The 21463-nt window shown below is 58.7% G+C and carries 20 protein-coding genes; 8 read left to right on the top strand and 12 right to left on the bottom strand.

The genetic code is table 11. The features are described 5' to 3' along the window. Positions 1–234 precede the first annotated feature (234 nt). Positions 235–1935 (bottom strand): chromosomal replication initiator protein DnaA, encoded by a 1701-nt coding sequence (dnaA, locus tag HMPREF1287_RS08320; RefSeq protein ID WP_005280467.1) that lies wholly within the window; start codon positions 1933–1935, stop codon positions 235–237. A gap of 672 nt (positions 1936–2607) precedes the next feature. Between dnaA and rpmH the strand changes: the two genes are divergently transcribed. The 7 genes from rpmH to HMPREF1287_RS08290 are packed head-to-tail and all read left to right on the top strand — an operon-like array spanning position 2608 to position 6940. Continuing rightward, a complete protein-coding gene (gene rpmH, locus HMPREF1287_RS08315; RefSeq protein ID WP_005275994.1) occupies positions 2608–2751 on the top strand; it encodes a 50S ribosomal protein L34 in 144 nt (47 codons plus the stop codon). Between the two features lie 3 nt (positions 2752–2754). Continuing rightward, positions 2755–3135, top strand: coding sequence for a ribonuclease P protein component (gene rnpA / locus HMPREF1287_RS08310; RefSeq protein WP_034653281.1), 381 nt, complete (start codon positions 2755–2757; stop codon positions 3133–3135). Then, a complete protein-coding gene (yidD, locus tag HMPREF1287_RS12190; protein ID WP_172596733.1) occupies positions 3123–3404 on the top strand; it encodes a membrane protein insertion efficiency factor YidD in 282 nt (93 codons plus the stop codon). The genes rnpA and yidD overlap by 13 nt, the downstream gene beginning before the upstream one ends. 13 nt (positions 3405–3417) lie before the next feature. Then, positions 3418–4401: a membrane protein insertase YidC gene (gene yidC, locus HMPREF1287_RS08305; RefSeq protein ID WP_023016403.1), complete on the top strand. Its 984-nt coding sequence runs from the start codon at positions 3418–3420 to the stop codon at positions 4399–4401. 33 nt (positions 4402–4434) lie between these two features. After that, entirely contained in the window at positions 4435–5034 is a 600-nt protein-coding gene (rsmG, locus tag HMPREF1287_RS08300) for a 16S rRNA (guanine(527)-N(7))-methyltransferase RsmG (RefSeq protein ID WP_034653716.1), read from the top strand. A 10-nt stretch (positions 5035–5044) separates the two neighbouring features. Then, positions 5045–5893 (top strand): ParA family protein, encoded by an 849-nt coding sequence (locus HMPREF1287_RS08295; protein ID WP_005275982.1) that lies wholly within the window; start codon positions 5045–5047, stop codon positions 5891–5893. A gap of 6 nt (positions 5894–5899) precedes the next feature. Continuing rightward, positions 5900–6940 carry a ParB/RepB/Spo0J family partition protein gene (locus HMPREF1287_RS08290; RefSeq protein ID WP_005275978.1) on the top strand — a complete coding sequence of 347 codons (1041 nt, stop codon included), beginning with the start codon at positions 5900–5902 and terminating at the stop codon, positions 6938–6940. A 75-nt stretch (positions 6941–7015) separates the two neighbouring features. Here HMPREF1287_RS08290 and HMPREF1287_RS08285 read toward each other — a convergent pair whose 3' ends face one another. The 9 genes from HMPREF1287_RS08285 to HMPREF1287_RS08245 form a co-directional block, all read right to left on the bottom strand. After that, the gene (locus HMPREF1287_RS08285; protein ID WP_005275975.1) at positions 7016–8377 is read right to left on the bottom strand and encodes an MFS transporter; all 1362 of its coding nucleotides are present in this window, start codon (positions 8375–8377) and stop codon (positions 7016–7018) included. A 102-nt stretch (positions 8378–8479) separates the two neighbouring features. Next, positions 8480–9661 carry an N-acetylmuramoyl-L-alanine amidase gene (locus HMPREF1287_RS08280; protein ID WP_034653713.1) on the bottom strand — a complete coding sequence of 394 codons (1182 nt, stop codon included), beginning with the start codon at positions 9659–9661 and terminating at the stop codon, positions 8480–8482. An 83-nt stretch (positions 9662–9744) separates the two neighbouring features. Continuing rightward, a complete protein-coding gene (gene trxA, locus HMPREF1287_RS08275) occupies positions 9745–10068 on the bottom strand; it encodes a thioredoxin (protein ID WP_023016401.1) in 324 nt (107 codons plus the stop codon). Between the two features lie 7 nt (positions 10069–10075). Beyond that, on the bottom strand, positions 10076–11002 hold the full coding sequence (gene trxB, locus HMPREF1287_RS08270) for a thioredoxin-disulfide reductase (protein WP_023016400.1): 927 nt from the start codon (positions 11000–11002) through the stop codon (positions 10076–10078). A 132-nt stretch (positions 11003–11134) separates the two neighbouring features. After that, positions 11135–11683 carry an RNA polymerase sigma factor gene (locus HMPREF1287_RS08265; RefSeq protein ID WP_005275963.1) on the bottom strand — a complete coding sequence of 183 codons (549 nt, stop codon included), beginning with the start codon at positions 11681–11683 and terminating at the stop codon, positions 11135–11137. Between the two features lie 94 nt (positions 11684–11777). After that, positions 11778–14297 carry an aminopeptidase N gene (gene pepN / locus HMPREF1287_RS08260; RefSeq protein WP_023016399.1) on the bottom strand — a complete coding sequence of 840 codons (2520 nt, stop codon included), beginning with the start codon at positions 14295–14297 and terminating at the stop codon, positions 11778–11780. A gap of 84 nt (positions 14298–14381) precedes the next feature. Next, positions 14382–14735 (bottom strand): hypothetical protein, encoded by a 354-nt coding sequence (locus tag HMPREF1287_RS08255; RefSeq protein ID WP_023016398.1) that lies wholly within the window; start codon positions 14733–14735, stop codon positions 14382–14384. Between the two features lie 31 nt (positions 14736–14766). Further along, on the bottom strand, positions 14767–15021 hold the full coding sequence (locus tag HMPREF1287_RS08250) for a hypothetical protein (protein ID WP_156905088.1): 255 nt from the start codon (positions 15019–15021) through the stop codon (positions 14767–14769). Between the two features lie 78 nt (positions 15022–15099). Next, entirely contained in the window at positions 15100–15405 is a 306-nt protein-coding gene (locus HMPREF1287_RS08245; RefSeq protein WP_005275950.1) for a hypothetical protein, read from the bottom strand. A gap of 770 nt (positions 15406–16175) precedes the next feature. On the opposite strand from HMPREF1287_RS08245, the gene galE reads away from it, so the two are divergent. Next, the gene (gene galE, locus HMPREF1287_RS08240) at positions 16176–17210 is read left to right on the top strand and encodes a UDP-glucose 4-epimerase GalE (RefSeq protein WP_023016396.1); all 1035 of its coding nucleotides are present in this window, start codon (positions 16176–16178) and stop codon (positions 17208–17210) included. Positions 17211–17373: 163 nt separating this feature from the next. Here galE and HMPREF1287_RS08235 read toward each other — a convergent pair whose 3' ends face one another. Next, positions 17374–17907: a YceI family protein gene (locus HMPREF1287_RS08235; RefSeq protein WP_005275938.1), complete on the bottom strand. Its 534-nt coding sequence runs from the start codon at positions 17905–17907 to the stop codon at positions 17374–17376. A 111-nt stretch (positions 17908–18018) separates the two neighbouring features. Beyond that, positions 18019–21456 (bottom strand): murein biosynthesis integral membrane protein MurJ, encoded by a 3438-nt coding sequence (gene murJ, locus HMPREF1287_RS08230; protein ID WP_023016395.1) that lies wholly within the window; start codon positions 21454–21456, stop codon positions 18019–18021. Positions 21457–21463 lie beyond the last annotated feature (7 nt).

The raw sequence follows: 21463 nt of genomic DNA, 5'->3' as shown, positions 1-21463 counted from the left end.
AGGGCCTGTGGAATTTAAAACTGTGAGTAAAATCTACAAATTACATCCATGAAATTACACAGGTGTGGATAACTTTGTGGATAGCTGTTTATACGACTCTTACCGGCACATAGCCCCTGGTAGGCGCTGGTGAGCGGTGGTGGAAGGTGGGGGCATCGGCAAGCGCGGCGCCTGCTTACAAAAATGGCGCCTTCCTGTTATTTAAGGAAGACGCCACCGGGTGGTTCGTTTGATCTAGGCGCGACCGCGATTCTTGATGCGCTGGGTCAGGGACTGGATCTCGTCGTAGGTATTGCGCTTTTCAGTCATCTCTTTGCGGATCTTGCGATCGGCGTAGATCACCGTGGTGTGGTCCTTGCCGCCGAATTGCTCGCCAATCTTGGGCAGCGATAGCTCGGTCAATTCGCGGCAGAGGTACATCGCCAGCTGGCGGGCGTGGGCCACCGCGCGCTTCTTGCCAGCACCGCGCAGAGTTTCTACATCAATATCGAAGTATTCCGCGGTGACCTCCATGATGGAGGCCGCGGTAATTTGCCTGTCAGCAGAATCCGGCGCGAGATCGCGCAACGCAATTTCTGCCATTTCCACGTTGATCGGCTCATTGACCAGGGAGGAGTACGCGGATACGCGAATGAGCGCGCCCTCGAGCTCGCGGATGGAAGACTCGAAGCGCGAGGCGATGAGCTCCAGGACGGAGCGATCCACCTCAGTGCCATCGGCGGCGGCCTTCTTCATCAAAATGGCGATGCGGGTTTCCAGGTCAGGCGGTTGAATATCTGTAATCAGCCCGCCCTCAAAGCGCGTGCGCAGGCGATCCTCCAGCGTGGTGAGCTGTTTTGGCGGCCGGTCCGAGGACAAAATGATCTGTTTATTGGCCTGGTGCAGCGCATTGAAGGTGTGGAAAAACTCCTCCTGCGTGGATTCCTTGCCCTCTAAGAACTGGATGTCATCCACCATCAAAATATCGAGGTTGCGGTAGCGCCGCTTGAAGGATTCCTGGCGGTCATCGCGCAAGGAATTAATATAGTCATTCGTAAATTCTTCCGAGGACACGTATTTCACGCGCAACCCTGGGTGTAGCACCTGTGCGTAGTTGCCGGCGGCATGCAAAAGGTGCGTTTTACCCAGTCCGGAGCCACCCCAGATAAATAACGGGTTATAGGCGCGGGCGGGATTTTCCGCCACCGCTACTGCCGCGCCATTGGCAAAACGATTCGAAGAACCGATGACGAAGCTTTCAAAAGTGTGCTTCGGGTTTAGCGAGGTTTCCCGGTTGGGATCGTGCGCTGGGGCCTCCCGGGGAATGCGCGCGGCATTCGCAGATCCGCCAAATTCTGGTTGCTGGCGGTTATAGTCCTGCTGGCTGGTGTAGTGCTCCGCCAATTCATCCAGGCTTGCCGGGGCATGGCTGGACCGCCAATTAGGCGGGGTCTGACCTGCGGTGGAGTTGTTGTTTCCGCGGGCTGCCGCTGCATCCGTTTGCTGGGGGCGAGAGACGTAATTGTGCGCAGAGGAAGAATCGGTCTGCGCCGGTGGCATGTGCTGCGCCTGCGGGTTGGGTTGGGAGGAAGGGGCCTGCGTGCTTGCCGATGCCCCTCCCGGTGCCGGCCCCGAATTCGACGGGTTAGCCGGCGGTTGTGGCTCCTGTGGGGTAGCCAAGGTGACGGCGAAAGAACACGGGCGACCAAGGTGGCGGGTAAGGGCCTTGGAGATGTATCCGCCGAGTTCATTTTCTACAACTTCTTTGGCGTTGACATTTTCCGCTGCGACAAGCGTGTAGCCTTCCACCATCATGATCGGGCGAACCAACTGCAGGTAGAGGCGTTGCGTATGCGAAAAGCTCGGGACCTCAGAGTTGGGCTGCTCGGATTGCGCGAGCAGATCATCGACGATCGCGCGCCACACAGCTTCTAGGTTCGCTTGTGGTTCAGTCACAACGGGCTACCTTCAATAATTCTCTCGGGGACGGGTGGACAGTAAATAACAAATTCCACGGTGGATTCCACCGCGGTTTTCACAGTGGTTTTTATCGAGTCACCTCGATCTCCACAGAGTTATCCACAGGTGTGGAAGAAATAGTTATTCACAGCTTAGTGCATGGCTGTGGATAACTTGTGATAGCCCACTTTATGGCGTTGTACTGCGGAAACAGTAAAACTCTCAAGTGGTTATTTAGAGTTATCCACAACTGTTAGCTTGCTGTGGAATTCGATTCCTTAGTTCTACCGCCGCGAAGGCGGGTGTGTCTAACGGAGGATTTATACTTAAAATGCAAAATGCTATGGAGGGTTGCGGCGCGAAGGATTAGCCGCAGCATGAGCGCGAAAACTGGCCCTCTAGCTGCAGGAAAAAACACTTATGTAATTTCGGGTGTAACCGGGTGTCGATTTGTTCCCAGCGGTTTAAATCACGTAATCTGGCATGGTCTATTGCAACAGAGAGTTGCGTATGAACAGGACGGCGTCACTTCGCATTGGCTGGGCTACCAGAGCTCGCCGAGCATTTGGATAACAGTGACGCGTCAGGTTCATGGAATCCATTCATCAGTGGATGTGCTGCCGTTTTCAGGCGGCAGTATGTCCACGTACAACTTCAAGGAGAATTGACGTGGCAAAGGGTAAGCGCACGTTCCAGCCGAACAACCGTCGCCGTGCACGTAAGCACGGTTTCCGCACTCGCATGAGCACCCGCTCCGGTCGTGCAATTGTGGCCGCTCGCCGCAAGAAGGGCCGCGCAAAGCTGTCCGCATAAGTCATGCTGCCAGCCCACCACAAGCTCACATCACCGCCGCAATTTCGGCGGACGATGAAGGGTAGTCGCCGGCAGGGCACTCGCACCGTCGTCGTGCATGCGCGCGACACCATGAGTGCGAATTCCAATGGCACCATGGGCAATCCGGCCGAGATCGCGGCCACTGGGCCGCGATTCGGCCTCATTGTTTCTAAAGCCGTCGGGAATGCAGTGGTACGCCACCGCACCTCCCGGCGGCTTCGCCATGTGTGCATGACGCTCATCCCCAAGCTCCCAGCGGGCGTGGATGTTGTCATCCGTGCGCTACCTGCCAGCGCGACCGCCACCAGTGAGCAATTAGAAAAAGATATTACTAAGGCGCTGCGCAAGCAATGGGATATTTAAATACCCGTGGGGAAGAAATTCCTGCAGCCTCCGGACTGGCCGCGCCGCTGGTTAAAGCGGTTCGTTTCTACCAAAAACATGTCTCGGGCCTTAAGATGGTATCAACCTGTCGGTTCGAACCGACATGCAGTGCTTACGCCTTAGAGGCGTTGTCCAGACATGGCGCGCTTAAAGGTACGGCGATGGCAATGGCTAGGGTGTGCAAATGTGGGCCCTGGCATCCGGGCGGATTCGATCCAGTCCCGGTACCGGTCACCAACAACAACTGAGGATTAAACACTCGTGCTTAATTTCATTTACTGGCCAATTTCGGCCGTTTTATGGTTCTGGCACTGGCTGCTATCCCTCGTAATGGATCCCGCCTGGGGCATTACGTGGATTTTGGCCATCGTGCTGCTGACCTGGACGCTGAAGGCGCTCATGGTCAAGCCCACCGTGAGCCAGATTCGATCTTCGCGCAAGATGCAGGAAATCCAGCCCAAGGTGCAGGAAATCCGCGCGAAGTACGGCAAGGATCAGGCTCGCGCCGCGCAGGAGATGCAGAAGGTCTATAAGGAAGCTGGCGTCCGCCCGATGGCCGGCTGCCTTCCGGTCTTGGTGCAGATTCCAATGTTCATTGGTCTTTTCCACGTGCTGCGCTCGTTCGACCGCACGGTGTCTGTAGCCGGCGGCTTTGGACACCCCAGCGGCGAGCCGATGTCCATTGAGGACAATGCCAATACCGCGAACTACATCTTTAAGCCGGAGCTCGTCCAGCAGTTCTTGGACGCCAAGATCTTCGGCGTTCCGCTGGTGACGAACCTGCGCCTGAACTCGCCCTTGGTGGAAGGTGTTACCACCACCACCCAGGCGGCGTTCATCATCGTGCCGATGATTGCCGTGATTGTCGTGTTGATGCACTTCAACGCGCGTATGAGCCTGAACCGCCAGGAAAAGCGCCGCGCCCAGGGCAAGACTTCTGCCCCGCAGGGTCAGAATGCGGAAATGATGCAGCAGCAGATGGCCATGATGTCCAAGATGATGCTGTGGGTCATGCCCGCAATGCTGATCTTCTCCGGCTTCATCTGGCCCATCGGTTTGCTGTTCTACATGCTGTCCAACACCGTGTGGACCTTCTTCCAGACCCGCATCATCTACGGCAAGATGGACCGCGAAGAAGAAGAGGAAGAGGCCGCTAAGATTGAGGCCAAGCGCACTACCGCTCCAAAGCCTGGCGCTCGCAAGAAAGATAACCGCACGAAGAAACAGCGGAAGAACGACAACTAAACAGCTACTGAGGAGATTCTCATAGTGTCCGAGATGGACCCGTCTGCAGTATTTGGCTCTCGCCTGCCGCTCGCGCAGGAATACCACGATTCGCTCGCTACAGACGGGTCCACTCGTGGTTTTATCGGCCCGCGCGAGGTACCGCGGCTGTGGGAGCGCCACATCTTAAACTGCGCAGTTATTGAACAAGTCATTCCGGAAGGCGCCACGGTTATCGATGTCGGCTCTGGTGCCGGGCTGCCCGGCATTCCGCTGGCGATTGCTCGCCCCGATCTGCACATCACGCTCATTGAGCCGCTGTTAAAGCGCTATAACTACCTCAACGAGGTCACCGAAAACCTGGGATTAGATAACGTCACCGTGCTGCGCGGGCGCGCCGAAGAAGGCCCCATTAAAAAGGCAGTGGCCGGCGCGGACGTGGTGACCTCCCGCGCGGTAGCTCCCCTGGGAAAGCTGGCAAAGTGGTCTCTTCCCCTAGTGCGCAAGGGCGGGGAGATGATCGCGCTGAAGGGCTCTTCTGTACACGAAGAATTGGAGCGCGATGCCGCGGATATTAAGAAGGCCGGCGGCGGAAAAGCCGAGGTCACGACCGTTCACGGAACCACGATTATCCGTGTCCCGCGCGTGAACTAAAGTAGACGGCATGACTAATCCGCGCCTTATCACCATTGCTAACCAGAAGGGCGGCGTAGGTAAAACCACCTCCGCCGCTAACTTGGCCGCAGCCCTTGCTACTGAAGGCAAGAAGGTATTGGTCATTGACCTTGACCCCCAGGGAAACGCATCGACCGCCATGGGCGCGGAACATAGCTCAGGAACCGATTCCAGCTATGAATTGCTCTTGGGCGATTGCACTGCGGAAAAGGCCATGCAGGCTTCCCCGCACAATTCCAACCTTTATTGCATCCCCGCGACCATCGATCTTGCCGGCGCAGAAATTGAGATGGTCTCCCTCGTCCGCCGCGAGTTTCGGCTTTACGATGCCCTCCATAAAGGGTTCCTAGAAGAACACGGCTTTGAATACGTCTTTATTGATTGCCCGCCATCTTTGGGCTTGCTGACGATCAATGCCATGACGTGTGCGGAGGAAGTTATTATTCCTATCCAGTGCGAGTATTACGCACTGGAGGGCGTGGGCCAGTTATTGGGCAATATCACGATGATTCGCGAGCACCTCAATGAAGATCTGCATATCTCTGCGGTGCTCCTTACCATGTATGATGCACGTACGCGTTTGGCCGAGGATGTAGCCGATAACGTTCGCGAGCAATTTGGCGCCGTTGTCATGGGTAACGTCATCCCGCGTTCTGTGCGCGTCTCAGAGGCGCCTGGTTACGGGACTACGGTCATTGATTACGCCCCTTCATCCACCGGTGCACGGGCGTATCTCGCGGCGGCTCGCGAGCTCAACAGGCGCGGTGATTATCGCCCGCATCCCACCACGGGAGCGATTGGCGTGAGCCCCGAAATTTATGCGGAATTGGAAGGATAGGATTTCATGGCAGAACAAAAGCAAGGTGGCCTAGGCAAAGGCTTGGCCGCTCTCATCCCGTCCGGCCCCGATGCACCTACCCGCAAGCCACGGCTGGGTGATTCCGCCGCAGATATTATCCTGGGAAATTCCACGGGCAATAGCGAGCGCAAGGCACGCGGCGAGAAGCGCGTGAAGGGCGCCCCCACCATCCAACAAGGATCCGGGTCCAAGTCCTCCAAGAAGCGGCAAGCTACGCCGGCAGCAATTGGGGCGACCTACCGCGAGATTTCCGTGGGGGAAATCGTTCCCAACCCCAAGCAGCCGCGAACCGTTTTTGATGAGGATGAGCTCAGCGAGCTGGTTCACTCCATCCGCGAGTTCGGCCTCCTGCAGCCGGTCGTCGTCCGTCCCTCCGAGGAAGGCGGATTCGAGCTCATCATGGGTGAGCGCCGTTGGCGCGCCTCCTCTAAGGCTGGCCTGGCCACCATTCCCGCCATCGTGCGCGATACCAAAGATGACAATCTGCTGCGCGATGCCCTGCTGGAAAACATCCACCGCGTCCAGCTCAACCCTTTGGAAGAGGCACACGCCTATCAGCAGCTTTTGGAAGAGTTCGGCGTTACCCAGAACGAACTAGCAGACCGCATTGGCCGCTCCCGCCCGCAGGTGACCAATATGCTTCGCCTGCTGCGGTTGCCAGTGGATGTGCAAAAGCGAGTTGCCGCAGGCACGCTCTCGGCTGGTCACGCCCGCGCTATCTTGGGCCTCGATGACAAGGAAGCGATGGACTACATCGCGGACCGGGTTATTTCGGAGGGCTTATCCGTGCGCGCCACCGAGGAAGCCGTGACGCTATATAAGCGCGACGGAAAGCCTGCGGAGAATAAGAAGAAGTCTCAGGTACCACAGCCGCAATTTTTCACCGACTCGGCCGAGCGCCTCTCGGATCGCTTCGATACCAAGGTCACCGTGACCATGGGCAAGCGCAAGGGCAAGATGGTCGTAGAATTCGGCGACCAGGAAGATTTCGAGCGCATCATGGCGCTGATGGAGCGGGATAAATAACTGGCTCCTGTGGCAGGTTCCCCAGGTGCCTGCCACTTCCGCAAGGTGAGTGCCCTCCTCTTTAGAGCGAGGGCACTATTTCTTAGAAAAGATGAAGTGGCCCTTGGCTTGTTCTTCCTCGTATTCGGCGCCAAGCGGAATGCCCTTGCGCTCACGCAGGAGTAGGGCCGCAATAAATCCGACGATGCTTGCGGAGACAAGATAGACGGAAACCGCAAAGGTCGTGCCCGTTGCTTCTACCAATGCTGCGGCGATCATCGGGGCGAAGGCACCGCCGAGGACGGAACCGATGGCATAAGTAATCGATACGCCCGAGGCACGGATGGATGCAGGGAAAAGCTCGGTATACATGGCAGATTGCGCACCGTAGGTTAAGCCGAGGCCTACCGTCAGGAAAATGAGGGCGGCATACAGCAATCCTAGGGACGCCGTATTTACCAGCGGGAAAAGGGCCGCTGCGCCGATTGCTTGAATGACAAATCCGATGAGATACGTCGCGCGGCGCCCGATATAATCCGATAACCAGCCAGCGAAAAGCGTGAAGATAAGCCACGTGAAGGCGGATAGGGTGACGGCATTGAGGACATCGCCACGCGCGAGCGAGACCGGGCCCTCGGGGTTGGTTGCATAATTTTGGATATAGCCACCGGTGGTCATATAGCCCACGGTGCCGTTACCTGCAAAGACTAGGGCCGCGACGAGGACAAGCGGGAAATACCGTTTGAAAAGGATCCCAATGGGGTTTGCCGCCTCGCGTTTCTTATTATCTGAGATCTCCTGAAAAACCGGTGATTCATCTACGCCGACGCGGACGGCGTAACCGATGATCACGAGGACAAAGGAAAGCAAGAACGGCACGCGCCAACCCCACTCAAGGAAGGCATCCCCTGGCGCGATGATGTTCATGATGGACAGCACGCCAGAGGACATCAGCAGGCCGATGGGGACTCCGATCTGTGGTCCAGCGCCGAAGAGGCCGCGCTTATCGTTGGGAGCATGCTCAACTGCAAGCAGTACCGCTGACCCCCACTCTCCCCCGGCAGAGATGCCTTGAATGATGCGGAGGAAAATCAACAGGATGGGGGCCCAGACACCCGCCGTATCGTAGGTGGGCAGGAGGCCAATCAGCGTGGTCGCGCCACCCATGGCAAAAAGGGTGACCATGAGAACGAGGCGGCGGCCAAGACGGTCACCGAAATGTCCCGCTAGGAACGCGCCAAGTGGGCGAAAAAGGAAAGATAGGCCCACGGAGGCGAAGGAGACGATGCTGGCTACCCCGCCTTCTAAGGGGCCGAACATCACCTGGTTGAATACCAGGCCGGCAACCGCGGCATAGAGAAAGTAGTCGTACCATTCAATCGCGGTTCCGATTGTGGTGGCAGCTACCACGCGGCGGGTTTCTTTTGTGGAAATTGGGGCGGAGGTTGAGCTGCCCATAATGGGAATCCATTCACTGTGTAGTAGTCAATAACTGGACTGATATTACACGGTGGCTCAGCCACAAAAGAATGCTTGCGCCCCAAACCTAGTGAGGAGGGGCTAAGCTTGCTCCGCCTGAAGCAGCTCGGAGAATTTGTAGGTGCCGGTAATGGCGGTGTCTTGCTCCATGAGGTACATGCGCTTGACGGCGATGACGATTGCTTCTGCAATATCATCACGGCGCTTAGGGTTGGTCAGGATTTTGACGTCCTCAGGGTTGGTGAGATAACCCAAAAAGATCTGTACCACCGGCATCTGCGTCAGGCGCAAGAGATCCCAGGTGCGGCCATGGTTAGAGCAGTCCTGCAGATCGGTGCGGGCCACGATTTCACGCTGGATGAAGCCAGATAGGGTCTCACCAATGAGTGAGGAGTTTCCGGATTCGGAACCAAAGTAGAACGTGGCTACGCCATGGGCCTTCTCATTGGGGTAAGAATCGCACGCCAAAGAGATGACCATATCGGCATCAAAGGCATTAGCCAGCTCGGCACGGGATTGCACGTCCGCATCATCGGTGCGGGGGCGCGAAATAATGGTCTCCATGCCGGCGGCGATCATGCGGCCTTCGATGCGTTGGGTGAGATCCCAGAGGATTTCTTGCTCAGAAATATCACCAAAACGGCCCTTGACGGTGAAGCCGGAGTCCCGGCCACTCAGCGCAGGGTCAATGACCACGCGCTTTCCCGCCAGCTTCGGCCCGGCATTGCGCACGCGCTCGCGTTCTACAATATTGTGCGCCGAACCGCCGGTGATGCGGCGGCCGAGTAAGCTGAGCGCGCGAATGGTCGCGGGCCCACACACGCCGTCTTCCTGCAGCCCGCAGTTGTGCTGGTATTCGGTGAGCGCGGCGTGGGTAGTGCGGCCAAAATGGCCATCGACGCGGTCTTGATAAAACCCAAGCTCTTGCAGTTGCTGCTGCAACTGCGAGATGTCATCGCCCACCAAGGCATTGGTGGGCTCGTAGCTCAATACACGGCTACCCAGGGTATAAGAGGCTTGGCGTAACTCGCGCAGGGTGAGATCGTCGATCTCTCCCGTTGGGAGGATGCCGCGCGACTGCTGAAATGCCTTGAGCACTTCAGCGAGATCGGCATCAAAGGTCTTATCAGTCTCGGAGTACTTCTGCTTTTTCCAGGCAGATAGTTCCCCCGTGAAATCTGATAAGAGGCCAAGGCGAGCCAAGGTGGCGCGAGCTTCAGCTACGCGCACACTTGAATCACCAACCCGAAGAACGCGATTCACGCCTTTCACCCCTTCCACGGCCCTAGGACTTTGGACCGCATGGCAGATTTCCTACTCGTTAACTTTAGTAACAAGATTAACAGCTATAACTGCTTTTTCACTTGCGCCACGATGTCATCTTTAGAACGCAGGCCAACGAACTCATCGACCTTCTCGCCATTGTTGAAAATCAATACATTTGGGATGGACATGATTTGGAACATGGCACCGAGGTTTCGTTCTTCATCGACGTTGACCTTGGCGATGGTGACCTCACCGTCGAGCTCATCTGCGACCTCTTCCAAGATCGGAGACAGCTTCTTGCATGGCCCGCACCATTCCGCCCAGAAGTCTACGACGACGGGTTTATCCGACTCGATGACATCAGAACGGAATGTTTCAGTGGTTACCTTTTTGACGTTACTCATACTGGATCTAACGGTTTGCAGCCAAGAATTGTTCCGCATCCATGGCAGCGCGGCAGCCAGATCCTGCGGCGGTGATGGCCTGCTGATAGTGATCATCTACCAAGTCACCGCAAGCGAAAACGCCAGGCAGGGAGGTCTTAGTGGAGGGCTGATCAACCTCAACGTAGCCGTTATCGTTTAGCTTTACCTGGCCGTTGAGGAAGGACGAGCGCGGATCGTGGCCAATGGCAACGAACATGGCGGTGACATCCAAGGTGGAGGTTTCCCCAGTCTCAACGTCCTTGAGCTCTAGGCCGCCGACCTTGCCGTCATCTTCAAGCACGCGCTCGACAACCTTATTGGTTTCCCACTTAATCTGCTCGTTCTCCTGGGCGCGGTCCAACATGATCTTAGATGCGCGGAAGTTTTCGGAGCGGTTGACAATGGTGATAGACTCCGCGAACTTGGTCAGGAAGGTAGCTTCCTCCATGGCGGAATCGCCGCCGCCGATGACGGCGATATTGTGGCCCTTGAAGAAGAAGCCATCGCACGTAGCGCAGGTGGAAACACCGCGGCCGGAGAGCTCTTCCTCGCCGGGAATGCCAAGGTGGCGCGGTGCGGCGCCGGTGGCGAGGATTACCGTGCGGGCTTCAAAAACCTCATCGCCCACGTGGAGCTTTTTAATATCGCCCTCCAACTCAACGGAGTCGACGACTTCCATGCGCAGATCCGCGCCAAAGCGGATTGACTGTGCGCGCATTTCTTCCATGAGCTCTGGGCCCATGATGCCCTTTTGGAAGCCCGGGTAGTTCTCTACCTCGGTGGTGTTCATTAATTCGCCACCGTATTCAAATCCCTCAAATACAATGGGGCTGAGTTCAGCACGAGCGGCATAAAGCGCGGCGGTATAACCGGCAGGTCCGGAACCTACGATGGCAACATCGTGGACGGTCATGGCTAACTCCCTAAAATCACAGTGTCATTTTGCGTAACGTCAAGAGTCTACCCGCCAGATTGCGAATCGTTCATATTGTAAAGGCTAGCGGCTGCGAAATTGATGCAAGAATGATGCGATATCGAGATGTAGTTAACCGATGGCTTCGCGCAAGACCTCCCGCGCGCGTGCGCGGCGAGATTTAACGGTGCCGGGCTTTACGCCTTGGGCGGTGGCAACTTCGTTGACGCGGAACCCGGCGACATCGGTAAGCATGAGTGCTTCGCGCTGGTCTTGCCTTAAAAGCTCCATAGCCTCGCGGACGACGAGCTGCTCGGCAAGGTTTTCAGATGGGTTATGCGCCAGCAGTGGATTGCGATCATCGGCAAAATCATCGCTATCGAGCGAGGCGTTTTCCCGATTAGCCCGGTGATTTAAATAGTCGTAGCCGGTGTTTTTCACCAGGCGGTGCAGCCACGTGCTTAAGGCCGATTCCCGCCGGTAGTTATGGAGATTGCAGCTAGCGCGCAGGAAGGCTTCTTGCACGACATCCTGCGCGTCGTACTCATTCCTTGTATAACGCCGCGCCACGGTGGTCAGCCGCTTGCGGTGGCGTTCCACGATGGCGGAAAAGGCTTTATTATCCCCCTCGATAAAAGCATCAACTAATTCTTCGTCGCTGTGGTCAGGACTTAATGGCATCTGTAGATTCCCCCCGGATCAACAAGTGTTAAAGCAATTGTGACCCGAGGGGAACTCCGGCGCGAGCCGGCGGCGGTACAGTCTATTGACCCGCCTACTGCTGGGCGCGCACGCGCAGGGTGCGGCGCAGGTGGTCGCGGCACTCTAGGAGCACGCGGCGCAGCGCACCCGGCAGATCCTTGTGCAGGAGATCCGTGGTGGCGGACTCCGCCATGGAAGATTCCGGGTAGAGGCCGCGGATCAGCCGGTTGGCTATCTCAATCGGGTGGTTATCCCAAATATCTTCAACGCGGCGGAAGAACTCCTCGGCGAATTCTTCTTGCAACTCCGCCGAGCGCGGGGCATTAAAGCCGGCCAGCAGGGCATCGACTTCCGCATTGGAGTACTCCCCTGGCGTTAGCGCGCTATCGAAGGCGGCCCGCTTGGTCTCCGGCGTGGGGAAGGCGTGGCTAGCGCCCAAGAATTCGGCGGCGCCGGTCAGCGTATTATCGCGCTGCTTTTCTGCTTCCAGCTCATCCAATGCGACGCCGTCGCGGGCGGCCAGGGCGCACAGGATGGACCAGCGGATCTGCGGATCGAGGCGCAGGCCCTCCACCGCGCCGGCGAGCAGGTCCCGCAGGCGCTCGGTGCCGGAGGCCTCCGGCGTTGCGGCGAGTGCGGCAATGGCGGTGCGGGCCAGAATGAGCTGCGCATCCGAGCCCGGATCCGCGGCGCCGAGCTGTTTCCACAGCGCATCGGCGAACTCGGTGCGCACCTGCTCGCGACGGTCTTCGGCCACATAGTGCTGGATGGCAAAGTGCGCATTGCCGTAGGCGGTGGTCAGCAGCGTGGCATTGGTCTCTGCGGGTGCATGCTTGGCGACGACCCCCACGTACTCCTCCGCATTCCACTCCCCGTCCCTGGTGAGGTTCCACAGCGAGGTCCAGATGACCGCGCGGCTGAGCCCATCTTGGACCTCGGACAGGTGATCCCGGATGGTATCAAGCGAAGCATCGTCGAAGCGGACCTTGGTGTAGGTGTGGTCGGCATCGTTAAGCAGCAGCAATGCTGGGGCCTTCTCCCCCGCCGCCTGATCGACGATGGTGCGGTGGCCGCCGGCGGGAAGGTCGATGTCGAACTCGCGGTACTTGTTCAAGGAGGCATCAAAAAACGCCACGTTCAGGCGGTGCGGGCGGGTCGTGTCCTCGGCCTCGGCGCTCACCGCGAGCTCGGTGATCTTCTCGCCCTCCGTGTGCAGCTCCGGGGTGAGGGTGTCTGGACCCCAGGTGCGCAGCCATGCTTTTGACCAGGAATCGAGGTCGCGGTCTGTGTGCTTTTTCAGGGCCGCGAGCAGATCATCGAAGGTGGCCGCGGCGAAGGCATGCTCCTGGAAATAATCCCTTGCACCCGCGTAGAAGTTATCGCGGCCCACATAGTGCACGAGCTGCTTGAGCACCGCCGCGCCCTTGGCATAGGTAATGCCATCGAAGTTCTGGCGCGCGGCATCCACGTCCGGAATCTCGGCCTTGATGGGGTGCGTGGTGGGAAGCTGATCTTGCAGGTAGGCCCAGTTTTTGCGCTGGCCGGCGAAGTTGACCCACGCCTCTTCGTAGGCGGTGGCGTGCACGGAGGCATCGGCGCCCATGAACTCCGCGAAGGATTCTTTGAGCCAGAGATCATCCCACCACTGCGGGGTGACAAGATCGCCGAACCACATGTGGGACATCTCGTGCAAAATGGTATTTGCGCGGGCGGCCTTCTGGCTGCGCGTGGCCTTTGACCGGAAGATATAGCTTTCCGTGAAGGTCACCAGGCCCGGGTTCTCCATGGCGCCGAGGTTATATTCCGGCACGAAGATGGAATCGTACTTGCCCCAAGGGTAGGCAAAGCCGAAGTTCTCGTGGAAATAGTCCATGCCCTGCGCGGTAAGCTCCAGGATTTCCTCGTCCAAATACTCAAACATGGAGGCGCGGGCAAAGGCGCGCAGCTGCGCGGAGTGATCGCCATCCGGCGAGTTCCAGGTGCGTTCTTGATACTTATACGGCCCAGCGGCAAAAGAGGTGAGGTACGTCGAAAGCGGCGGGGTGGGCGCAAAGCGGACCGTGGCATTGTCCCCGTGCTCCTCGCGCTCGGTCTCCGGCTGGTTGGAGAGGATCTGCCAGTCCTTCGGCGCGGTCATGGTGACGTGGAACGGCGCCTTGAGGTCGGGTTGCTCAAAGCAGGGGAAGATGCGGCGGGCATCGGAAGGCTCGAGGTGTGAGTACAGATAGGTCGCGTCATCGGCCTGGTCGTGCATGCGGTGCAAACCCTGGCCCGTGCGCGAGTAGCGCGAGGTGCCACTGACCTCAATCGTCAGCTCCTCCCCTACCGGTAGCCCGTGGAGGCGGATAAGGCTGCCATCAAAATCGACGTCCTGCACCTGACCGTTAACCGTTACCTGCTCTACCGATTCTCCCAGGTAGTCCAGGAAAAGCTCGGGCTCGGTGGTGGTGAGCTCGATGCGGCTCGTCGCGCCGAACGTGGGGCTTTCCTTCACCTGAGATAAGTCTAGGTGCAGGTGGTATGCCCGCAGGTCTACTGCTGCAGCGCGCTCTTGGAGTAGCTCGTGCTGGGTTTTATCGCGTTGTGTCGTCATAGTTAGAAACTATAGTTACCGCAGTGGGAGATTTAACGAGATATCGGATGTGAAAACGATAAATGGGGTGTTGTGCTGCCGGGCTCAGCTCTCACTTTCCCGAGATTTGATAATCGCGATAGCGGCGAGAATAAGGTATACGATCAATGAGCCAGCCGTGGCATAGCCAAACGATGCCATTGCGGAACTTGAAAGGCTCTCCCGGAGCGCAAAGCCCACAGCTGACACAATCCCCGCGGCTATCGCAATGAAATCAACGGCAAGTGGAATCGTCGCCTTATAGTGATGAATCTGCCACGCGGTGACCGCCGTTCCACAAAGCAGGCCAATAATCGCAAATGCATTGTCTTGCATGTACATAGCCCACAGGGACGAGGAGACCGCTAATATCCCCAGCGATGCGTAGGTGATACCCCGTGAAGTAGTGGCCGTTTTCATGGTGTTCTCCTTGCGCCTCGTCCCGGCAATTCTATCGGTGATTCTTAGGGGAAACCAGTGTTCGTGCTTGGACAATCAAGATCTGCCCGTATATTTGCGTCGGCGCAGATTCATACATCAAATCCACCGGCCTCTGTGAGGTGTACTCAGCGAACACCACCTCGATGTCCTCTGCCGCTGGGAGATCCTTCCCAACTGCAGCGGCGGCAACCGTCTGAGCTTGCTCGCGCTCACGGTCCAGTATCTCCCAGTGAACCTCATCGGCGTCTTCAAGACGCCGATACAACGCCAACTGCTCCTGACACGACTGCCGTTGCTGCGGAGACAGCTGCAGTGGCTCCGCCTGATGCTGCGCCACTGTCAGCTATCGGGCTGCCTGCTCCACGTCCTGCTGTGCCACCGCGGTCTGCTGCCGCGCCTGGGTGACTTTCCGCTGTGCGGTGTGCAGGTCATGCTGCTCGGCCTTCTTCCTCCCGGCACCCTTGAGCCACCCGATCCCGCTGCCGGCAGCCTGCTCCGCATCCCGGGACTGCGCCTCTGCGACCTGGAGCAGTCCGGCACACCGATCGGCCTGCTCCTGGGCGGCCGTGAGTTTTTCGGCGTCCTGCTCGACCTTCCGCAGCGCGGTGGCCTCCTGCTCCAGCGGCTCACTGGCCTGCTTGACCTTCAACTGCAGACCTCAGGACTCACCGGCCAGACGCAGCAGGTGGTCGTCGACCTCCCGCAGCGGACGCTGCGCGTCCGGCCGCGGTGCCGCCACCTGAACCAGCGGCCTGCCGGGCGGCGTAGGCGTCCAGCCGTGCTTCCCGCAACTGACCCCGGTGCTCCATCGCCTCGGCCATCGGTGTGCCGGCGAACGGGTGAACATCCACCGTAAGATCCGTCGACAGTCGATCCATCAACCACCGATCCCAGTTCTTGCCCCACACCGCGTGCGGGGTCACATCTGCCCGCTCCCGGCTGCACGCCGCGACCAGGAGATCCCGCGCGTACTCCACCGACTCTCGCCGGCCCCGGAACCAGCAGCATCGGTAGCATCGACAGTCGTGGACCGGTCGTGACCGGTCTCCGAATCACCCGGCGACGTCTCCGCCAGATACAGCGCATTGACCTTCCTCCCACACCGATCCCTCGGGATCGGCGACCGATTCCATCTTCGGGTACTCGATCACTGAGCAGCTCCGGGCGGCGAAGGCGGGCCAGTCCCGCAGCAGTGGCACCGGTCGGGCTTCTGGACCGACCAGTTCTCCGAGAATGGACCCGGGCGTCGACGGGCCGAGTCTCTAGGACTCCTGCTCGGTTACGAGAGCCTGCCGCGTGGACCTGCCGACCCACTTGCCTCACAGGAAAATATGCTGAGACACAACTCTAGAAGACGCGACCAGATATACTTTTGTCGAGCGCGGCTAAAGGTCGCGGCATTCGACTGAAGGATAATGCATGAAGGTTCTCATCACCGGTGGAGCAGGATACATTGGATCGACCATTGCGGCATGTTGCCAGGACAATGGCATAACGCCCGTCATCTTGGATGACTACAGCAAGGGGCTCAAAGAGTTCTCACGGCCGTATGCAAACTACGAAGGCGATATCGCGGACACCTGCGTAGTGCAGAACATCCTGTCTGAACATCCAGATATCGATTCCGTCATCCACTGTGCGGCGAAAATCGTCGTTCCTGAATCTGTGTCCGCGCCACTCGACTACTATGAGAACAACGTCGCCAAGTCACTGACGCTTTTGCGTGAGCTATCCGGTCTCGGAGTCCGCCGCTTCATTCTTAGCTCGACCGCATCCATGTACGAAGCTGGTGATGACTACATGGTCGACGAGACCGGAGCAGTCGCCCCTCAGAGTCCCTACTCGGCATCCAAATGGATGTTGGAGCGCGTGCTGCGCGATTTCGCTGCCACCGGTGCGATGAACGCGATCGCGTTGCGCTATTTCAATCCGATCGGCGCAGACCCTAGTATGCGTAGTGGCCTCCAGGATCCACATCCGACGCACGCCCTCGGCAAGATGATCGAGGCGTATCGAAGCGGAGGGGTATTCACGGTGACGGGTGTCGATTGGCCCACGCGCGACGGTTCCGGACTTCGTGACTATGTGCATGTCTGGGACCTCGCCCGGGCCCACGTGGCGGCGCTTCAGAACTTCGACGAGGTCATCTCGAGATCCGAGATCGATGGTTTCGATATCATTAATCTCGGAACCGGAACGGGAACAACGGTGTTCGAACTCGCCGACGCGTTCGGGCAAGCGACCGGGAAGCCCCTGAATGTGCAGACAGCTCCTCCGCGGCTCGGTGATGTCGTGGGTTGTGCGACTTTGACCGACAAGGCCGAACAGCTCCTCAGTTGGCAAGCCGAGTTGAGCATCGCAGACGGGGTCAGAGAATCACTAGAGTGGGCAGAAAAACTCCCGTCTGTACTAATTCGCGAACGGTCCACCGCAATGGACGCCGGGGAAGCATGATGGATGCCGTCAACGTCGTTCTGTTTCGGCATTCGCCTCGACCCTCTGAACTCAAGGTCCATGGAAAACGACTAAAGCCCGCGGCCGGGCGGGTACGCGGCGCGGGCTTTAGTGGTTGGTAACCAAAAGGCTGTGAGAGCCCAAGGTTTTCAAAGAAGTGCGATTACTGCTTGATGGCAGAAACCTCGAGCTCGATCTTGATGTCTTCAGAAACAAGGACGCCGCCGGTCTTGAGCGGAGCGTTGAAGTCGATGCCGAAGTCCTTGCGGTTGATCTTGGTCTGTGCCTCGAAGCCCAGGCGGAAGTTGCCGAATGGGTCCTCAGCGGTAGCGACCTCTTCAACCTTGAGGTCGACGGACTTGGTGGTGCCCTTGATGGTGAGGTCACCGGTGACGGTGCCGTTGCCGTCCTCATCAACGTTGACGTTGGTGGTGGTGAAGGAAAGCTCTGGGTACTCCTCCACGTTGAAGAAGTCTTCGTTCTTTACGTGGCCGTCGCGGTCCTCGTTGCCGGTGGAGATGGAAGCAGCCTTGATGGTGGCCTCTGCGGTGGAGTCAGCGATGTTCTCGGCGACGTTGATGGTGCCTTCGAACTCACCGAAGTTGCCGCGCACCTTGGTAACCATGGCGTGCTTGGTAACGAAGCCGATGACGGTGTGCTCTTTGTCGATGGTGTAGGTGCCTGCTGCGAGGGACATAATTGTTTCTCCTAACGTTGTTGTTGATGTAACACCAACTACGATACCCGATTGGGTGTTTTAGTCAAGCCTTGAAGTAAAAATTCTTTTTCCAACCCTCTGACCTCGGTTTTAAGGATGGCCAACAAGCTGGACCTCCCCCAGTGTAACCTCTTTTGACTTAGGCAGTTCCGTGATGACTATGAGCGCGGCATCGAATTGTTGGGGCGTTTCTTTTAGCTCCAGCTCCTCGTTTAAGTGCTTGAACTTTCCTTCCGCCAATTTGGGAAGAGAGCTCAGCTGCGGGTGCTTCGGATCGAAATCGTCTTTATTAACGCCATAGATTTCGTAGTGCGCGCCATTGGACCTGGTGTGGGTCACGGTCATGACAGAAAGGTGGGCCGGGTTATCCAGGGTGACCAAGGCGCCGGAACCGGATTCCTTCGTGGACCAGGTGGTGATCGTCTTGCCATCGATAAGCTGCTCATTATCCTCGCCGTCTGGCACCGTGATGGCGGATGATTCCTTGAGGTGCACCGGCGGGGTTTCCGGGATCATCGTGGAGCCCTGCACGGTTTCAGTAACCGAACTGGTCTTTTCTACATCGCTGAGCAGGGACATCACCCACGTCGTCAGCGCCGCCATGCCTACGACGAAGATGGTGGCGAAAATGCCGATGACCACGACGCCAGAGCCCGAATAACCGCGGCCGCCAAAGCCGGGTTCTTGCTTCGGATCCTCTTCCTGCGTGGGCTCATCTTCAACGACCACGGGGAGGGCCTCGGTCTTTTCTTCCTGCTCTTCCGGGGCGAATTCGCGCAGGCGCTTGGCGATGCCCGCCGAGGTCAGCCCCTCCGCCTCCTGCAGCTCTTCCAGCTTCTCTTCGCGGGTCTCTGCATCCGCGGCATCAAAGGCCAGCCGTGCCTCTTCGAGGCGCTCTGCGGCCTCATCGGCGGTGAGGTTGGCGTCATCGGAAATATCGCGCAGCTTCTTCGGCGATGGTTCGGTGGATTCGACCAGCATGCTTAGCGCGGAGCTGAGGGCCTCGCGGTCGCTTTCTGCAGACGTCCCATCCAGCACCGCGGGGAAGGCAACCTTGACGATGCCGGAGGTGGATACGCGGAAGCGGTCGCGGTGCTCCACGCCGAGGATGAGGCCGGCGTCGTGGGCGGTGGCGGCATCGGCAAACAGCGGCGCGGTAGCGCGGGCGACGGAATTGGGGTCGAGGTTATCTGCCTCTGCCACCTGCTTGAGGGAGGTGCCCTCAAACCAATCCGCCACCACCAGGCAGCCGGTGCGGTAGGACAAAATCTCGATATTATCCGCCATGGTCTCTAGGTTGAGCTCGGCCAAACGCCGCGTATTGCGGGAGATTTCGGCGGAGCGGCGGGCAGAGACCGTGGGCGTCGACGGCGCGATGGGTGCCTGCGTATTGGTATCGACGAACGTCAGCGCCACGAGGCGGCCGGTGGCTTGTTCGCGGGCCTGCCAGAACCGGGCACCGGATACAGCGCCGTGATCCTGCAGGAGGCGGAAGCGACCGTCCGATACGGGGGCGCCGGGGACCAAGCGCGGGCCGCGGACGATACCGGCGGACATCGGTGGCGGCACCAAGGTGGCGTTGAAGGAATCCTGCGTATAGACCGGCTGGATTTCCTGCAGGTCTGGTTCCTCGACTTCGATGGCCTTGGAATTGTCCACCGTGATGAACCGGGACATTCCCGGGATGCGCTGGAGGGCGCGCGCCAGGTTCTGCACCTCGGGCAGGGAGGACTTGGACAGGACGATTCCGGTGATAATCACAAAGACGATGCCCAGCACGACGACCTTGACCAGTGAGACGATCGAAGGCAGCTGCTCCGGCAAGACCAATTGCACGAGCCAGTACAGCGCCCACGAGACAACCAGGCCGACCGCGCCGGCACCGGAGGACCAGAGGACCGTCTGGGTTACGGCCTTGCCGCCCAGGCTGCCCAGCTTGCGTTTGAGCAGGAAGCCGCCGATGACCGCACCGGAGACAAAGCCAAAACCGTTGGCGGTACCGAGGAGGATGACCACCCGGTCTGGGTTGCTGGTCATCAGTGGTGCCAGCAAGGTCAGCACGATCTTGGTCAGCGTGATGCCGGCAATGATGAAGGTGGGCGTCCAGGCCTCTTCCCTGGCGTAGAAAACGCGCAGGTGCAGCAGCACCAACGCATAAGGGATCAAGGTAAAGGCGGAAAAACTGATGGTGAGGCCGAGCTGCTCTGCGCTATCTGCTCCATAGGCGCCGTACTGGAATAACGCGCGGGCGATGGGCACGCCGAAGCCCGTCATGAAAATGACGATGGGGATAAGCGCGATGAAGGTCAGCTTGGTGCCCAAGGTGAGGTCGCGCACCACGGCATCGACATCGCCATCGGCGGCATTGCGCGAAAGCCGCGGCATGATGGCGGTCAACAAGGTCACGCCGATAACGCCATACGGCACCTGCAGCATCAGCCACGCGTTCTGGTAGACCAGCGGCGCACCGGCATCCGCATACGCTGCCACGCGGGAGGTGACCACGTAACCCAGCTGGGAGATGGCCACATAGGTAATAATGGCCAGCGCCATGCCGCCGAATTGCTTGATGCGGGCATCGAGGCCCCACTTCGGGCGCAGGTTGATGCCGGCCTTTTTCAGGTACGGCACAAGGATCAAGCACTGCACGATTACCGCCGTGGTGGTGCCCAGGCCCAGCAGCATGATGTGTGGATCCGCCACCGGCGTAGGATCGTGCGGGTCGAGGCGGCCTGGCAAAAAGCGATACGCCAGCAGGACGCTGATGGAAATGATGTTATTGACCACCGGCGCCCAGGCACCAGGGCCAAAGATATTCTTGGTATTTAGGACCGCCTGGAAGAGGGCGAAAAGGCCGTAGAACAGGATCTGCGGCAAGAGCAAGAAGGCCAATGATGTTGCCTGTACGGCATTGGCCTTGGAATCTTCAGGCAGCATCATCCTCGTTAAGAATGGCGCGAAGATAACGGAGAGGATGGTAACGATGCCCAGGATGGAAAACGCCAGGGTAAAAAGTCTTCGGACGAAGGTTTCGCCACGGTCCGAGTCTTCCTTCTCCGCGCGCACCAAGACCGGAACCACCAGTGAGGTCAGCACCGCGCCCAGCACGATTTCGGTGACCAGGTTGGGGATCTGGTTGGCGCTACTGAAGGCCGTACCCACCGTGGCACCAAGGGTGGCGCCGATCAGCATCTGCCGCAGGAAACCGGTGATGCGCGAGAGCAGCGTGGCGATGGCCATCGTTCCCGTCGCGCGGATGACGTCCTGATTGGAGGCCTCGATCTCCGCATTGCGGCCAGTCAGCGCGGACTTATCTTCCTCAGGGGGAACAGTAGTGTTCTGCACTGAGGGCGTGGGCCGCTTTTCTGGTACCGGTGCGGGTGGAGAGGCGCGCACGATGCGGCCGCGCGCGCCGGCGGTAACCGGGACACGGTTTTCTTCCGCATTGGGGGCGGTATCCGTGGGGTCTACCGCGCCTGCAGGTGCCTTCTCCGCGTGGTGGGCCTGGCGGCCATCTTTTTCGGTCATAGAGGAT

It is taken from the genome of Corynebacterium sp. KPL1986, assembly GCF_000477975.1.
GTDB classification, from domain to species: domain Bacteria; phylum Actinomycetota; class Actinomycetes; order Mycobacteriales; family Mycobacteriaceae; genus Corynebacterium; species Corynebacterium accolens.
The sequence above is the reverse complement of the archived record's forward strand: the minus strand, read 5'-3'. Positions and strand labels throughout refer to the sequence as shown.

Excerpts from the sequence above, each read along its gene's own strand:
- HMPREF1287_RS08295 (WP_005275982.1), top strand. The coding sequence starts at position 5,045 with ATGACTAATCCGCGCCTTATCACCATTGCTAACCAGAAGGGCGGCGTA.
- HMPREF1287_RS08265 (WP_005275963.1), bottom strand. The coding sequence starts at position 11,683 with ATGCCATTAAGTCCTGACCACAGCGACGAAGAATTAGTTGATGCTTTT.
- yidD (WP_172596733.1), top strand. The coding sequence starts at position 3,123 with ATGGGATATTTAAATACCCGTGGGGAAGAAATTCCTGCAGCCTCCGGA.
- HMPREF1287_RS08255 (WP_023016398.1), bottom strand. The coding sequence starts at position 14,735 with ATGAAAACGGCCACTACTTCACGGGGTATCACCTACGCATCGCTGGGG.
- galE (WP_023016396.1), top strand. The coding sequence starts at position 16,176 with ATGAAGGTTCTCATCACCGGTGGAGCAGGATACATTGGATCGACCATT.
- pepN (WP_023016399.1), bottom strand. The coding sequence starts at position 14,297 with ATGACGACACAACGCGATAAAACCCAGCACGAGCTACTCCAAGAGCGC.
- HMPREF1287_RS08235 (WP_005275938.1), bottom strand. The coding sequence starts at position 17,907 with ATGTCCCTCGCAGCAGGCACCTACACCATCGACAAAGAGCACACCGTC.
- rnpA (WP_034653281.1), top strand. The coding sequence starts at position 2,755 with ATGCTGCCAGCCCACCACAAGCTCACATCACCGCCGCAATTTCGGCGG.
- HMPREF1287_RS08285 (WP_005275975.1), bottom strand. The coding sequence starts at position 8,377 with ATGGGCAGCTCAACCTCCGCCCCAATTTCCACAAAAGAAACCCGCCGC.
- trxA (WP_023016401.1), bottom strand. The coding sequence starts at position 10,068 with ATGAGTAACGTCAAAAAGGTAACCACTGAAACATTCCGTTCTGATGTC.
- murJ (WP_023016395.1), bottom strand. The coding sequence starts at position 21,456 with ATGACCGAAAAAGATGGCCGCCAGGCCCACCACGCGGAGAAGGCACCT.
- trxB (WP_023016400.1), bottom strand. The coding sequence starts at position 11,002 with ATGACCGTCCACGATGTTGCCATCGTAGGTTCCGGACCTGCCGGTTAT.
- rsmG (WP_034653716.1), top strand. The coding sequence starts at position 4,435 with ATGGACCCGTCTGCAGTATTTGGCTCTCGCCTGCCGCTCGCGCAGGAA.
- HMPREF1287_RS08290 (WP_005275978.1), top strand. The coding sequence starts at position 5,900 with ATGGCAGAACAAAAGCAAGGTGGCCTAGGCAAAGGCTTGGCCGCTCTC.